Source organism: Bacillus sp. PSXD-155 (assembly GCF_049310765.1).
In the GTDB taxonomy this organism is placed as follows: domain Bacteria; phylum Bacillota; class Bacilli; order Bacillales; family Bacillaceae_G; genus Bacillus_A; species Bacillus_A cereus.
Genome location: NZ_JBMOWC010000001.1, coordinates 37,710 through 53,795, shown reverse-complemented (window position 1 = coordinate 53,795; position 16,086 = coordinate 37,710). Strand labels below are relative to the sequence as shown.

The window sequence follows — 16,086 nt, the reverse complement described above, 5'->3', positions numbered from 1 at the left end:
TTTTCAATAAAAGGTGATTCGATGGCAAATGAGCAGGTACTAACAGCTGAACAGGTACTCGAGAAAGCAAGTCAATATTTAGCGGATGAAGATATTGAGCTAGTGGCACGTGCCTATGAATATGCACGAGATGCGCATAGCGAACAATATAGAAAATCGGGTGAACCGTATATTATTCATCCGATTCAAGTTGCAGGTATTTTAGTTGATTTACACATGGATCCAGCTACGGTATCAGCAGGTTTCTTACATGATGTAGTGGAAGATACAGAGATTACGTTAGAAGATATTGAACGGGAATTTAACAAAGAAATTGCTATGCTTGTTGATGGTGTTACAAAGCTTGGGAAGATCAAATATAAATCTCACGAACAACAACAAGCAGAAAACCATCGCAAAATGTTTATTGCAATGGCTCAAGACATTCGAGTTATTTTAATTAAATTAGCTGATCGTCTTCATAACATGCGTACATTGAAACATTTGCCTCAAGAGAAGCAGCGTCGCATAGCGAATGAAACGTTAGAAATCTTTGCACCTTTAGCACATAGACTCGGAATTAGTACTATTAAATGGGAGCTAGAGGATACGTCACTTCGCTATTTAAATCCCCAACAATATTATCGTATTGTAAATTTAATGAAGCGTAAACGTGCAGAACGTGAAGAATACTTAGACGAAGTAATGACTGGTATTCGTGAGAAATTAAAAGAAGTTGCAATTCAACCTGAGATTTCTGGAAGACCGAAACATATTTACAGTATTTATCGTAAAATGGCACTGCAAAATAAGCAGTTCAATGAAATTTACGATTTATTAGCTGTACGTGTCGTTGTAAATAGTATTAAAGATTGTTATGCGGTGCTTGGAATTATTCATACGTGCTGGAAGCCGATGCCAGGTCGTTTTAAAGATTATATTGCAATGCCAAAAGCAAATCTATATCAATCTCTTCATACGACTGTAATTGGACCAAAAGGTGATCCACTTGAAGTGCAAATTCGTACGAAAGAAATGCACGAAATTGCAGAATTCGGGATCGCGGCACACTGGGCGTACAAAGAAGGAAAAACAGCAGAAACAACAGGTACATTAGAGAAGAAACTCACATGGTTCCGTCAAATACTAGAATGGCAAAATGAAGCTTCTAATGCAGAAGAATTTATGGAGTCATTAAAAATTGATTTATTTTCTGACATGGTATTCGTCTTTACACCGAAAGGCGATGTAATGGAATTACCACTTGGATCGGTTCCGATTGATTTCGCGTATCGTGTCCATTCGGAAATTGGGAATAAAACAATTGGTGCAAAAGTAAACGGTAAAATGGTGACGTTGGATTATAAATTAAAAACAGGCGACATCATTGAAATTTTAACGTCGAAACATTCATATGGCCCAAGTCAAGATTGGGTAAAACTTGCTCAAACATCTCATGCGAAAAATAAAATTCGTCAATTCTTTAAGAAACAACGTAGAGACGAAAATATTGAAAAAGGCCGTGAACTTGTTGAAAAGGAAGTACGTGGTCTAGAGTATGAGATGAAAGAAGTATTAGCGCCTGATAACTTAAAACGCGTCGCTGAGAAATTTAACTTTGCAAATGAAGAAGATATGTTTGCAGCAGTTGGATATAGCGGAATTACAGCTTCGCAAATTGTTACGCGACTAACGGACAAGTTCCGCAAACAACGCGAAGAAGAAGAAATTGTTGAAGTTAAAGAAGTTCGTAAACCGATGAAAATTCGAAAATGGGATTCTGGTGTAAAGGTAAGCGGTGCTGATAATTTATTAATCCGTTTATCGAAATGCTGTAACCCAGTTCCAGGCGATGATATCGTTGGATATATTACGAAAGGCCGAGGTGTATCGATTCACCGCCGTGATTGTGTAAACGTTCATACAGAAGAAGCTGTAGAACGTTTATTAGAAGTAGAGTGGGAAGGTAGCCCTGAAAAAGAAATTGAGTATAACGTTGATATTGAAATTTCGGGTTACGATCGCCGTGGTTTATTAAATGAAGTACTGCAAGCTGTTACAGAGACGAAAACGTACATTTCAGCTGTTTCTGGTAGAAGTGACCGTAATAAAATGGCAACAATTAATATGTCAATCTCGATTCGTAACTTACAACACTTGAAAAAAGTAGTAGAACGCATTAAACGCGTTCCAGAAATTTATGCAGTACGACGCATGATGCATTAATAGGGAGTGTAGAAAGATGAGAGTTGTTTTACAACGATCAAAGAAAGCGTCTGTCACAGTAGACGGTGAGATCGTAGGACAAATTCCGTTCGGTTTAACATTACTAGTTGGCATTACGCACGAAGATACAGAAAAAGATGCAACTTACATTGCGGAAAAAATTGCAAACTTACGTATTTTTGAAGATGAGAGCGGAAAGATGAATCATTCTGTACTTGATGTAGAAGGACAAGTTCTATCTATTTCGCAATTCACATTATACGGAGATTGCCGCAAGGGCAGACGTCCAAACTTTATGGATGCTGCGAAACCTGACTATGCAGAGCGTTTATACGATTTCTTTAATGAAGAAGTTCGTAAACAAGGATTACATGTGGAAACAGGAAAGTTTGGAGCAATGATGGACGTTTCTTTGATCAATGATGGTCCGGTGACCTTAATTGTAGAAAGTAAATAGTGTTGATAAAAAAGAGAGGGTTATATAATCCTCTCTTTTTTATACATTGTTGTATGTTTTGTTCATTTATTTGGAATCAATAGCAGTTTCGGTTATGTATAACTCTCTCATCAATATGGAACAATAAAAAGTAAAACATCCATATTGAATGTGAGGGATATACGTATGCGTATGAATGAAAAAGGGCATTCTGTTACAAATGGTGCAAATCAACTGTTTAACGTGAATTTTCATGATTTTATTTCAAAAGAGCAAAATAATACTTCAATGGAGCTTGCTTCCGAGTTTGGGATTTCTCTTCAAGATGTAAAGCGTTTAAAGAAGCAGATTGAACGTTCTTAGAGCACTTGACAATCCTACTTAACAAACGTATAGTAATTTTATATTTACATATGAATATAACCGTTGATAGAGAAGAGTAAATGAGATACACATGGAAAGAGAAGGAATGTCTTAGGCTGAAAACATTTCTGCATGATGACTGATTGAATGACACTCTAGAGGTTTCAACTTGAACGGCATATATGCTTAGTAGGGATGAACGCATATTTAAGCGTTATTAAAAAAGTGGAAGCATACGTGCTTCAATTAGGGTGGCACCACGGGTATAATACTCTCGTCCCTACTGTTTAAACAGTAGAGGCGGGAGTTTTTTTATTTTTATTAAGATTAAAACAATTTGAGGAGGAACTGAATATGTCTATTCAAATCCCACGCGGAACGCAAGATATTCTTCCAGGCACTGTTGAGTTATGGCAGTATATCGAAGGGCAAGCACGCGAAATTTGCCGTCGTTACAATTATAAAGAAATTCGTACACCAATTTTTGAGCACACTGAGCTATTTTTACGCGGTGTTGGTGATACGACAGATATCGTACAAAAAGAAATGTACTCATTCCAAGATCGTGGAGAGCGTAGCTTAACATTACGTCCAGAAGGTACTGCACCTGTTGTACGTTCTTACGTTGAAAATAAAATGTTTGGTGATGCAACACAACCAACGAAATTATACTATATCGGTCAAATGTTCCGTTATGAAAGACCACAAGCAGGTCGCTATCGTCAATTCGTACAATTCGGTATCGAAGCAATCGGCAGTAATGACCCTGCAATTGATGCAGAAGTAATTGCACTTGCTGTTGAATTTTACCGCGGCATGGGCTTGAAAAATATTAAAGTTGTATTAAACAGTTTAGGTGACGCAGCGAGCCGTCAAGCACACCGTGATGCATTAATCGCACACTTTGAGCCACGTATCGGCGAATTCTGTTCTGACTGTCAATCTCGCTTAGAAAAGAACCCACTTCGAATTTTAGACTGTAAGAAGGACCGTAACCATGAATTAATGGCAACAGCACCATCTATTACAGAATACTTAAACGAAGATTCAGCAGTATACTACGACAAAGTTCAAGAACTATTAACGATGATGGATGTTCCATTTGAAAAAGATCCGAACTTAGTGCGTGGTTTAGACTACTACCAACACACTGTTTTTGAAATTATGAGTGAGGCAGAAGGTTTCGGTGCGATCACTACATTAAGCGGTGGTGGCCGTTATAACGGACTTGTACAAGAAATCGGTGGACCAGAAATGCCAGGTATCGGTTTTGCAATGAGTATTGAACGTTTAATTATGGCGCTAAAAGCTGAAAACATTGAATTACCACTTGAACATAGCATTGATTGTTACGTTGTAGCGCTTGGTGAAAAAGCGAAAGACCATGCTGCAAAAGTGGCATTCGATCTTCGTAAAGCTGGATTGTCGGTTGAAAAAGATTATTTAGATCGCAAAATGAAAGCACAATTTAAATCAGCAGATCGTCTAAAGGCGAAATTTGTAGCTGTATTAGGAGAAGATGAGCTAGATAAAGGCATCATTAACTTAAAAGATATGGCAACAGGTGAACAAGAAGAAGTAGCGTTAGATGTATTTGCTTCATACGTAGCAGAGAAATTAATATAGGGGGAACTTACAGTGGCTGAAAGAACACATGCATGTGGAAAAGTAACAGTAGAAGCTGTTGGACAAACAGTTCAATTAAAAGGTTGGGTACAAAAACGCCGTGACTTAGGTGGATTAATCTTTATCGATTTACGTGACCGTACAGGTATCGTGCAAGTTGTATTTAACCCAGAAACATCAAAAGAAGCGTTAGAAGTAGCAGAAACAATTCGTAGCGAATACGTATTACACGTAGAAGGTACAGTTGTTGAACGTGGTGAAGGCGCAATTAATGACAATATGGCAACTGGTCGTATTGAAGTACAAGCAACAAAAGTAAATGTACTAAATGCAGCGAAAACAACGCCAATCATCATTGCTGATGATACAGATGCATCAGAAGATGTGCGTTTAAAATATCGTTATTTAGACTTACGTCGCCCAGTAATGTTCAACACATTCAAAATGCGTCACGACGTAACGAAAACAATTCGTAACTTCTTAGACACAGAAGAGTTCTTAGAAGTAGAAACACCAATTTTAACGAAAAGCACGCCAGAAGGAGCTCGTGACTATTTAGTACCAAGTCGTGTGCATGATGGTGAATTCTATGCACTACCACAGTCACCACAGTTATTTAAACAGCTTCTTATGGTCGGCGGATTTGAGCGTTACTATCAAGTAGCACGTTGTTTCCGTGATGAAGATTTACGTGCGGATCGTCAACCGGAATTCACGCAAATTGATATCGAAGCTTCATTCTTAACACAAGATGAAATTTTAGAAATGATGGAGCGTATGATGACGAAAGTTATGAAGGATGCAAAAGGTGTAGAAGTTAGTGCACCATTCCCTCGTATGAAATATGCTGATGCAATGGCTCGCTACGGTTCTGATAAGCCAGATACACGCTTTGAAATGGAACTAACAGACTTATCTGAGTTTGCAGCAGGTTGTGGCTTTAAAGTGTTTACAAGTGCTGTAGAAAGCGGCGGACAAGTAAAAGCAATCAATGCAAAAGGTGCTGCAAGTAAATATTCTCGTAAAGACATCGATGCATTAACTGAATTCGTGAAAGTATACGGTGCAAAAGGTCTAGCTTGGCTTAAAGTTGAAGAAGACGGCCTAAAAGGACCGATTGCGAAATTCTTCGGTGAAGAAGATGCAAATGTGTTAATGAGCACATTAGAAGCTACTGCTGGCGACTTATTACTATTCGTAGCAGATAAGAAGAGCGTTGTTGCAGATAGCTTAGGCGCACTTCGTTTACGTCTAGGTAAAGAGCTTGAGTTAATTGATGAAAGTAAATTTAACTTCCTATGGGTAACTGATTGGCCACTTCTTGAGTACGATGAAGATGCAGATCGTTATTTCGCAGCTCATCACCCATTCACAATGCCATTCCGTGAAGACGTTGAGCTACTAGAAACAGCACCAGAAAAAGCACGTGCACAAGCATATGACCTTGTATTAAACGGTTATGAGCTTGGTGGTGGATCACTTCGTATTTACGAGCGTGACGTACAAGAAAAAATGTTCAAAGCACTTGGATTCTCACAAGAAGAAGCGCAAGAGCAATTCGGATTCTTATTAGAAGCATTCGAATACGGTACACCACCACACGGCGGAATCGCATTAGGTTTAGATCGTCTTGTTATGTTACTTGCAGGCCGTACGAACCTTCGTGATACAATTGCATTCCCAAAAACAGCAAGCGCAAGCTGCTTATTAACAGAAGCTCCAAGCCCAGTTGCAGAAGCACAGCTTGAAGAGTTAAACTTAAAATTAAGCTTAAAAGAAGAAAAGTAAGAATAGGGTCTAGATGGTTATACTATAACCATCTAGACTTTTTTAATGGATAATTAAAAGAAGAAACAAAATCCCGGTTTACACTATGTTTTCATTATCGAAATATGTATTTTTAGGAATTCTATAACTTTTTCTATACAAATAGTCGGAAAAACGCTAGAATACATGGTAGACCATTTTTGTAATAGGAGTGTAGAGCTGAATGTTACATCAATTTTCACGTAATGAATTAGCCTTCGGTAAAGAAGGACTTGAAATATTAAAAAATAGTACAGTCGGTATTTTAGGAATTGGCGGCGTAGGTTCATTTTCAGCTGAAGCGTTAGCGCGTTCTGGAGTAGGACGTCTCGTATTAGTTGATAAAGACGTTGTAGATATTACAAACGTAAACCGTCAAATTCACGCTTTAGTATCTACTGTAGGACGTTCAAAAGTAGAATTAATGAAAGAGCGTATTGCAGACATTAATCCGGAATGTGAAGTAATTGGACTAGAAATGTTTTATACAGATGAAACATATGAAGAGTTCTTTAAACACGGTTTAGATTTCGTAGTGGATGCATCTGATACGATTACGTTCAAAATCCATTTAATTAAACAATGTTTACGTCGTAAAATTAAAATTATCTCATGTATGGGTGCAGCAAATAAAATGGACCCAACTCGTTTCCGTATTGCGGACATTTCTAAAACACATACAGATCCAATTGCGAAAGTAATTCGTACGAAGCTTCGTAAAGAGGGTATTAAAAAAGGTGTAAAAGTTGTCTTCTCTGACGAAAACCCAATCGTAATTCGTGAAGAAGTACGTAAAGAAATCGTACCAGACGAGAATGCAAAAATTCGTAAAGCGAAATTACCGCCTTCATCAAATGCATTCGTACCATCTGTGGCAGGCTTAATTATGGCAAGTCACGTTGTACGTGAACGTATTAAAAATGTAGAAGTGAAACGTGTAGGGCAAGAATAAAAGAAAAGCATATATCCATTTTGGATATACGCTTTTTTTTTATGTATTAAAGAAATATGGATACTTGCATCACTACTAGTTCAAATGTAAGTAAGGTTAGTAAGTAATAATCATATTTATCTGATTTATAGGCGGAAGTCTTTTTTAGACTGTTAATGGTGAAAAGAGCTAAAGTCAGGACGAGAAGGCCAAGAGTTATTTTGAAGATTATTAATGAAATAGCAACCATCCCCCTTTAAAGGTATATGTTTATAATAACATTTTAGTAAAAAATATCTAATCCGTTTTAGGAGTTTCCTTGTATGACAAGGAGGAATGTTATTGTCAATCTTTGTCGTTAAATCGATATCCTTTGTCGAATCGTTGATATATTGCAAGTTGTGATAGATATATTCGAAAAATCGTTGATATAATTTCATTTACCGACATGTATATATATGATTTACCGAAAACAAACAGGGATGTCACTCAGTCAAAAAAGTGACATCCCTGTTTTTAATTCTCAGCAGAATAAATAATATCTAAATTCCCGTTTTGATCGGTTTTGAAAATCGGGGCAATTTGCTCTTCTTGCTCTTCGACCGAAACAAGTTTTCGAGCACGATCCATAATTCGAACAAGCATCGCGTAATCTTCTTCGATTGCTTGTTGTTTTTTTGTGAGTACCGCTAATTTCGTTTCAAGTTCATGATTCGTTTTTTGCAGAGAAGTGAGCTGAGCTTGTAATACATCATTTTCAGTTTGCAACTTTGCGAGTGAAGGGTTATTATGCTCCAAGTTTTGCAAAAATGAGATGACATTTTGCATCGTAAGTTCTTGTTTACTTGGCGTAATATCTTCAGAAAACTCAGCATCGATTACGAGTTGTTTCGTTTTCGTGAACTGATTTTTTTCTATTTTAGCTTCAGAGCGCTTTAATTCTTTACGTTGTTTCTTCGCAAGCTGCACAGCATCTTCGTAATTCGGCCTTACTTCAGCATTCCATCTAAAGCCGCAAGCTGCTGAAGTCCGGTTCAACGTATCGCCGACTTCATCAAACGCTTTTATTTGTGTACTTCCGCTGCGAATATGTCGCAAAACAGTTTCTGCTAAAAGGAGATCATCTTCTTTTGTCCATGCATCTTGACGTGTTTTCATAAGCGAAGCCTCCATAATGGTGACGTTTTCGTTTATGTTACCCTTTATTTTTCGTTTTATTCGAAGTTTGTAATCTTTCATAAACAGTAGAAAGTGCTTGCTCAAATTTCCCTGTCGTTTTCGGTTTATAATATTGCTTGTTTTTTATTTTATCAGGTAAGTATTGTTGCCTTACCCAGCCATTTGGATGGTCGTGTGGATATAAATATCCAATGCCTCTTCCGAGTGATTCTGCGCCTTTGTAATGACTATCTTTTAAATGGCTTGGAATGTCACCTGTTTGACCGTTGCGTAAATCGTGTAATGCAGCATCAAGTGCTTTATAAGCTGAATTTGATTTTGGTGATAAGCATAGCTCTATAACGGCATTTGCAAGTGGGATGCGTGCTTCTGGGAATCCAACTCGTTCAGCTGATTCAATTGCAGCTAGTGTACGCGGTCCAGCTTGTGGGCTAGCAAGTCCAATATCTTCATAAGCCATAATAAGAAGGCGTCTGCCAATACTTTGTAAATCACCTGCTTCAATAAGGCGTGCTAAATAATGGAGCGCTGCATTTACATCACTTCCGCGTACTGATTTTTGAAATGCTGATAATACGTCATAATGAGCATCGCCGCCTTTGTCGTGAACGAAGCTCTTCTTTTGTAAGCATTCTTCTGCAATCTCGAGTGTGATTTCAGCCGCTTGATCGTCTGTAGTAAAGCTAGATAATACAGCAAGTTCAAGTGCGTTATAAGCGGAACGCATATCACCACCAGAGGCATTTGCAAAATGATGTAGTGCTTCATCTGTTACCGTTACAGCATATTCTCCAAGGCCTTTTTCTTTATCTTCTAAAGCTCTTTTTAACCCAATTAAAATATCATCTTCTGTTAGTGCGTGTAATTCGAAAATTTGACACCTGCTTCGAATAGCGGAGTTTATTGCATGGAATGGATTACTTGTCGTTGCACCAATTAAAGTAAGAAGTCCGCTTTCTAAGTGAGGTAATAGAAAGTCTTGCTTTGCTTTATCTAGACGGTGAACTTCATCTAAAATTAAAACGAGGTGTCGATGCATCTTTGCTTCTTGTACGACAACTTCCATATCTTTTTTATTGTGAGTAACAGCGTTTAATAGACGAAACGGGGTACCGGTACTTCCTGCAATTGCACTGGCAATGGATGTTTTTCCTGTACCTGGAGGACCGTATAAAATCATAGATTGAAAATGATTTGCTTGGACCATTCGCCATAAAATCTTTCCTTCACCAACTAAATGTTGTTGCCCAATAATTTCTTGAATATTTGTAGGGCGCATTCGATGTGCGAGTGGTTGTTTCATTTAGACCGTCTCCCTTAATATATAATCTCGTTCTATCGTATCATTTTTTTCTACGAAATTTGAAATAGGATGCTGTTTTATGGGAAAAATGAAGATGAATATTTTCATTTTTCTTTCAATTGTAATAATTTCCGAGTTTTTCAATGTGATTTTATGTTATCATTTTGATACACAAGTTGAAATTTCTTATAATACTATATTATGCTATAATTTCATAGGATTTTAAATTGTGTTCTTTTTATAAATAAGATATAACCAATAGAAGTGAAAATTTGAAAAGAGGTGCAAAATAGATGAAGATTTCAACAAAAGGCCGCTATGGCTTAACAATTATGATTGATCTTGCAAAAAAGTTTGGTGAAGGTCCAATTTCATTAAAATCAATTGCGCAGGCGCATGACTTATCCGAGCATTACTTAGAGCAATTAATTTCACCACTTCGTAACGCTCGTCTTGTAAAGAGTACGCGCGGGGCATATGGCGGATATGTATTATCTGATCAACCGGCTAACATTACAGCTGGGGATGTAATCCGTGTATTAGAGGGACCGATTAGTGTTGTAGAAATGATAGAAGAAGAAGAGCCAGCACAGCGCCAGTTATGGATGCGTGTTCGTGATGCCGTGCAAGAAGTGTTAGATAGTACAACGTTAGAAGATTTAGTACGTTATGAGGAAGAAAATCACGGGGGCTATATGTTTTACATTTAATTCCTTGTGAAACGATTTGGAAAGAAGGAGATTTAATGGAACGCATTTACTTAGATCATGCTGCGACATCTCCGACTCACCCAGAAGTGGTCGAAAAGATGATTCCATATATGACAGAAATATTCGGGAACCCGTCTAGTATTCACTTTTATGGACGTCAAACTCGTCACACAGTAGATGAGGCGAGACGAGTGTGTGCACGCAGCATTCATGCGAATCCGAATGAAATTATATTTACGAGCGGTGGTACAGAAGCTGATAATTTAGCGCTTATAGGTGTAGCACGTGCGAACCGTCATAAAGGTAACCACATAATAACGACGCAAATTGAACATCATGCGATTTTGCATACGTGCGAATTGTTAGAGCGTGAAGGGTTTGAAGTGACATATTTACCTGTCGATGAAACAGGACGCATTCAAGTTTCTGACATACAAAAGGCATTAACAGAAGAGACGATTCTTGTATCTGTTATGTTTGGGAATAATGAAGTAGGGACAATGCAACCAATTGTGGAAATAGGAAAGTTGCTAAAAGAGCATCAAGCTTATTTCCATACAGATGCGGTACAAGCTTACGGTTTAGTAGAAATTGACGTGAAAGAGTTTGGTATTGATTTATTATCAATTTCAGCTCATAAAATTAATGGGCCAAAAGGTGTAGGGTTCTTATTCGCTGGTGCAAATGTGAAATTTGAGCCGTTATTAATAGGTGGAGAGCAAGAAAGAAAACGCCGTGCTGGTACGGAAAATGTGCCTAGTATTGCTGGGCTTCAGCATGCAATTCTTATAGCTGAAAAAACTCGTGAGCAAAAAAATGCCCAATATGAAGAGTTTAAAGATATAATGGTATCTGTCTTCAAAAATGAAGGCATTACTTTCGAGGTAAACGGAAACTTAGAACATCGCTTACCGCATGTACTTAATGTAAGTTTTACAGGAATGAACATTGAACCGTTTCTTGTGAACTTAGACCTAGCTGGCATTGCAGTATCAAGTGGTTCTGCTTGTACAGCTGGTTCGATTGATCCATCACATGTATTAGTAGCGATGTTTGGAAAAGATTCCGATCAAATACGTTCATCCGTACGCTTTAGTTTTGGACTTGGAAATACGAAAGAGCAAATTGAAAAAGCGGCGTACGAAACAGTGAAAATCGTGAAGCGATTAACACAAAATTAGCATGGGAGGTGACATGATGAACAAACTACCTCACGAAACACGCGTTGTCATCGGAATGTCCGGTGGCGTCGATTCATCTGTAGCAGCACTTTTATTAAAAGAGCAAGGTTATGATGTAATCGGAATTTTTATGAAAAACTGGGATGATACAGATGAGAATGGTGTCTGCACAGCAACAGAAGATTACAATGATGTAATTGAAGTGTGTAACCAAATTGGTATTCCGTATTATGCAGTAAACTTTGAAAAACAATACTGGGATAAAGTATTTACGTACTTCTTAGATGAGTACCGAGCTGGTCGTACACCAAACCCAGATGTAATGTGTAATAAAGAAATTAAATTTAAAGCATTTTTAGAGCATGCAATTGCGCTTGGTGCCGATTATGTAGCAACAGGTCATTATGCACGCGTTGCTTATATGGACGGCGAATATAAAATGCTTCGCGGCGTTGATGACAATAAAGATCAAACATACTTCTTAAATCAATTAAGCCAAGAGCAATTATCAAAAACAATGTTCCCGTTAGGTGAACTGAAGAAACCACAAATTCGTGAAATGGCGAAAGAAGCTGGCTTAGCGACAGCGGCGAAAAAAGATAGTACAGGTATTTGCTTCATTGGTGAGCGTAACTTTAAAGATTTCTTAAGTAACTACTTACCAGCACAACCAGGTGTAATGCAAACATTATCTGGTGAAGTGAAAGGGAAGCATGACGGTTTAATGTATTATACAATTGGACAACGTCATGGTCTTGGAATTGGTGGTAATGGTGATCCATGGTTTGCTGTTGGAAAAAATCTAAAAGAAAACATTTTATATGTTGATCAAGGATTCCATAACGAACTTCTATATGGTGATGAAGTTATTGCTACGAATGTAGGATGGGTAAGTAACAAAGAAAAAGAAACAGAATTTAAGTGCACGGCGAAATTCCGTTATCGTCAAGAAGACAATAAAGTAACGGTTCAAATCGTTGATGAAAATACAGTTCGTATTCTTTGTGATGAGCCAATTCGTGCAATTACACCAGGACAAGCAGTCGTTTTCTATGATGGAGATGAGTGCTTAGGCGGTGCTACAATTGATGAAGTATACCGTAGTGGTAAGAAATTGGATTATTTAGGATAAATGAGAAGCCTCTGCCGATTAGCGGTTAGAGGTTTCTTTTACATAAAGCGAATTTTCGTTCGCTTGGAAAATACATTCTTTGTTATAATTTGTTGTAGAGGTGAAGGACATGTCAAACAAACTTGAAACAGGTATTCAATATATGCAAGAAGGAAATTGGGAAGAAGCGGCTAAAAATTTTACAGAAGCAATTGAAGAAAATCCGAAAGATGCGCTTGGATACATTAATTTTGCAAATTTATTAGACGTATTAGGTGATAGTGAGCGAGCGATTTTATTTTATAAACGTGCATTAGAGTTAGATGATAAATCTGCAGCTGCTTATTATGGCTTAGGAAACGTATATTATGGCCAAGAGCAATTTACTGAGGCGAAAGCTGTATTCGAACAAGCAATGCAAGCTGGATTACAATCAGCTGATGTAACATTTATGTTAGGTATTACACATGTACAGCTTGGAAATGATCGTCTTGCACTACCATTCTTACAAAGAGCAACAGAATTAGATGAAAATGATGTAGAAGCTGTATTCCAGTGCGGACTTTGCTTTGCGCGACTAGAACATATTCAAGAGGCGAAACCTTATTTTGAAAAGGTATTAGAAATGGATGAAGAGCATGCAGATGCGTATTACAATTTAGGTGTTGCTTACGTATTTGAAGAAAATAACGAGAAAGCTCTCGCTTTATTTAAGAAAGCAACTGAAATTCAGCCAGATCACTTTTTAGCTGGTAATGGCGTTCGTTTATTAGAGCAAGAAGCTGAATAAGATAAAAATATAGTTTAATGGGTAGTTATCCCTCATCTAAAAAGGTGGGGGATGTACTGCTCATTAAAGTGAAAATATCGGAAAGGAGAGGAAAGATGGGAAATCAACATGCAATGGATTTGTTTGAGGAAGAGAAAAAATTTATAAAAGCGCAAGTTCTTCATACCATTTTCCACAACGAAGAAAACCTCTATTCCGTTGTCAGTATGAAAGTCATTGAAACGAATGAAACGTATGACGAAAAGAAAGTAATGATAAACGGTCATTTTCCCCGCATGCATGAAGATGAAGTGTTTACATTGACAGGTCACTTTAAGGACCATCCAAAGTATGGAAAACAATATATGGTTGAAACATTTAAAAAAGAATTGCCGCAAACAAAAGCAGGTATGGTGCAATATTTAGCGAGTGATTTATTTAAAGGGATAGGAAAGCGTACAGCGGAAAAAATTGTGGATCATCTCGGGGAACATGCTATTTCTAAAATTATGGATGACCCTGAGGCGTTAAATGGTGTTGTTAACAAACAAAAGGCTCAGGAAATATATGAGACGATTGTTGAACATCAAGGATTAGAGAAAGTAATGAGCTTTTTAAATGGTTACGGTTTTGGAACGAAACTTTCTATTAAGATTTACCAGCAATATAAAGAGATGACATTAGAAGTGATTCGTAATAATCCGTATCAACTTATTGAAGAAGTGGACGGGATTGGTTTTGGACGAGCGGATGATATAGGGCGTGCGTTAGGGATATCGGGTAATCACGACGACCGTGTACGAGCGGGATGTTTTTACACATTAGAGAATGTCTCATTGCAACTTGGTCACGTTTATATGAGGAAAGATCAACTTGTAAGAGAAACGATGTCACTTTTAAACAATCAAGAAGGAAGAGTGACTGAAGAAGATATTATAGGTTGTATTGAAACGATGCAAAGTGAAGGGAAAGTCATCATAGAAGAAGAACGAGTGTATTTAGCAACTTTATTCTACTCTGAAAAAGGTGTTGTAAAGTCTATTCGTCGATTGATGAATCAAGAGGAAACACCTTCATTTCCTGAAGCAGAAGTGTTAAAAACATTAGGTGAAATTGAAGAACAGTTGAATGTACAATATGCACCGTTTCAGCAAGAAGCGATTCAAACGGCACTTCATAAACCGATGATGTTATTAACAGGTGGACCAGGAACAGGAAAAACAACCGTTATTAAAGGGATTGTTGAAATGTATGCGTCACTTCACGGATTATCGTTAAATCCGAATGAATACAGTGATGATAATCCATTTCCAATACTATTAACAGCTCCAACAGGAAGAGCAGCGAAGCGGATGAGTGAATCGACAGGACTTCCAGCTTGCACAATTCACCGTTTGCTTGGCTGGACGCCAGAAGGATCTTTCCAGCGTAATGAAACGGATCCTGTCCAAGGTAAGCTCCTTATTATCGATGAATTTTCAATGGTTGATATTTGGCTCGCAAATCAGCTATTTAAGTCGCTACCAACGAATATTCAAGTTATCGTTGTAGGTGATGAAGATCAGTTGCCATCTGTAGGACCTGGACAAGTATTAAAAGATTTATTAAATGCAGGTGCAGTTCCGACAGTGAAGCTTACTGAGATTTATCGTCAAGCAGAAGGCTCATCTGTTATTCAACTTGCCCATGCGATCAAAGACGGCACACTCCCACCAGATTTAGCGCAAAATAAAAAAGATCGTTCGTTTATCAGCTGTACAGGGGCTCAAATTGTTGAGGTTGTGAAAAAAGTTTGCGAAAACGCTAAAACAAAAGGCTTTAGTGCAAGGGATGTTCAAGTATTAGCACCGATGTACCGCGGGCCTGCTGGTATTAATGTATTAAACGAAGCGCTGCAACAAGTATTTAACCCGAAAAGGGAAAAGAGTAAAGAAATCCAGTACGGTGATGTTGTATACCGAAGAGGCGATAAAGTACTGCAACTTGTTAATCAGCCGGAGAGCCAAGTGTTTAATGGTGATATCGGAGAAATTGTTTCGGTGTTTTATGCGAAAGAAAACGTCGAGCAACAAGATATGATTATCGTTTCATTTGATGGAATTGAGGTAACGTATACAAAGCCGGATTTAAATCAAATTACACATGCATATTGTTGTTCCATTCATAAATCACAAGGTAGTGAATTTCCGATTGTTATTATGCCGATTGTGAAAAGTTACAACCGTATGTTACGCCGTAATTTAATTTACACGGGCATTACAAGAAGTAAGAAGTTCCTTATTATTTGCGGAGAGGAAGTAGCTTTCCAATCTGGTGTAAATCGCCTTGATGATGCAATGCGTCAAACAACTTTAGCTAGTCGCTTGCAGGAATCACAAGGAGAAGTACAGATGGTCACAGTTAATGGCGAGGAAATGGACGTGGAAAACATTTCACCGTATGATTTCATGTAACAAGGTGAAATTA

The 16,086-nt window shown here is 37.8% G+C and carries 13 protein-coding genes and 1 other annotated feature; of the genes, 11 read left to right on the top strand and 2 right to left on the bottom strand.

The genetic code is table 11. The annotated features are described in order from the left end of the window. Positions 1–21: 21 nt before the first annotated feature. The 6 genes from relA (at position 22) to ACO6VI_RS00245 (ending at position 7,388) form a co-directional block, all read left to right on the top strand. Positions 22–2,205 (top strand): GTP diphosphokinase, encoded by a 2,184-nt coding sequence (relA, locus tag ACO6VI_RS00270; protein ID WP_001262795.1) that lies wholly within the window; start codon positions 22–24, stop codon positions 2,203–2,205. A 16-nt stretch (positions 2,206–2,221) separates the two neighbouring features. Continuing rightward, positions 2,222–2,662: a D-tyrosyl-tRNA(Tyr) deacylase gene (locus ACO6VI_RS00265; protein WP_001266965.1), complete on the top strand. Its 441-nt coding sequence runs from the start codon at positions 2,222–2,224 to the stop codon at positions 2,660–2,662. A 165-nt stretch (positions 2,663–2,827) separates the two neighbouring features. Further along, complete coding sequence (locus ACO6VI_RS00260; protein ID WP_001242605.1) at positions 2,828–3,004, top strand: hypothetical protein; 177 nt, start codon at positions 2,828–2,830, stop codon at positions 3,002–3,004. 54 nt (positions 3,005–3,058) lie between these two features. Then, positions 3,059–3,289, top strand: a binding site (T-box leader). Positions 3,290–3,358: 69 nt separating this feature from the next. After that, entirely contained in the window at positions 3,359–4,630 is a 1,272-nt protein-coding gene (gene hisS / locus ACO6VI_RS00255; protein ID WP_000027079.1) for a histidine--tRNA ligase, read from the top strand. A 12-nt stretch (positions 4,631–4,642) separates the two neighbouring features. Further along, positions 4,643–6,418 (top strand): aspartate--tRNA ligase, encoded by a 1,776-nt coding sequence (aspS, locus tag ACO6VI_RS00250; protein WP_016512298.1) that lies wholly within the window; start codon positions 4,643–4,645, stop codon positions 6,416–6,418. Between the two features lie 202 nt (positions 6,419–6,620). Further along, positions 6,621–7,388: a tRNA threonylcarbamoyladenosine dehydratase gene (locus ACO6VI_RS00245; protein WP_000903182.1), complete on the top strand. Its 768-nt coding sequence runs from the start codon at positions 6,621–6,623 to the stop codon at positions 7,386–7,388. Positions 7,389–7,883: 495 nt separating this feature from the next. Here the strand turns inward: ACO6VI_RS00245 and ACO6VI_RS00240 are convergent, their stop codons facing one another. Beyond that, positions 7,884–8,525: an RsfA family transcriptional regulator gene (locus ACO6VI_RS00240; RefSeq protein ID WP_000857722.1), complete on the bottom strand. Its 642-nt coding sequence runs from the start codon at positions 8,523–8,525 to the stop codon at positions 7,884–7,886. Between the two features lie 37 nt (positions 8,526–8,562). Continuing rightward, positions 8,563–9,849, bottom strand: a complete 1,287-nt coding sequence (locus ACO6VI_RS00235; protein ID WP_000812919.1) for a replication-associated recombination protein A — start codon at positions 9,847–9,849, stop codon at positions 8,563–8,565. Between the two features lie 293 nt (positions 9,850–10,142). Between ACO6VI_RS00235 and cymR the strand changes: the two genes are divergently transcribed. The 5 genes from cymR (at position 10,143) to ACO6VI_RS00210 (ending at position 16,073) form a co-directional block, all read left to right on the top strand. Further along, positions 10,143–10,559, top strand: a complete 417-nt coding sequence (cymR, locus tag ACO6VI_RS00230; protein ID WP_000704116.1) for a cysteine metabolism transcriptional regulator CymR — start codon at positions 10,143–10,145, stop codon at positions 10,557–10,559. 35 nt (positions 10,560–10,594) lie between these two features. Beyond that, entirely contained in the window at positions 10,595–11,740 is a 1,146-nt protein-coding gene (locus ACO6VI_RS00225; protein ID WP_000439889.1) for a cysteine desulfurase family protein, read from the top strand. A 16-nt stretch (positions 11,741–11,756) separates the two neighbouring features. Continuing rightward, entirely contained in the window at positions 11,757–12,872 is a 1,116-nt protein-coding gene (mnmA, locus tag ACO6VI_RS00220; RefSeq protein WP_001038010.1) for a tRNA 2-thiouridine(34) synthase MnmA, read from the top strand. 109 nt (positions 12,873–12,981) lie between these two features. Continuing rightward, positions 12,982–13,641, top strand: coding sequence for a tetratricopeptide repeat protein (locus ACO6VI_RS00215; protein WP_000066406.1), 660 nt, complete (start codon positions 12,982–12,984; stop codon positions 13,639–13,641). Positions 13,642–13,736: 95 nt separating this feature from the next. Further along, the gene (locus ACO6VI_RS00210) at positions 13,737–16,073 is read left to right on the top strand and encodes an ATP-dependent RecD-like DNA helicase (RefSeq protein WP_000528080.1); all 2,337 of its coding nucleotides are present in this window, start codon (positions 13,737–13,739) and stop codon (positions 16,071–16,073) included. Positions 16,074–16,086: the final 13 nt, after the last annotated feature.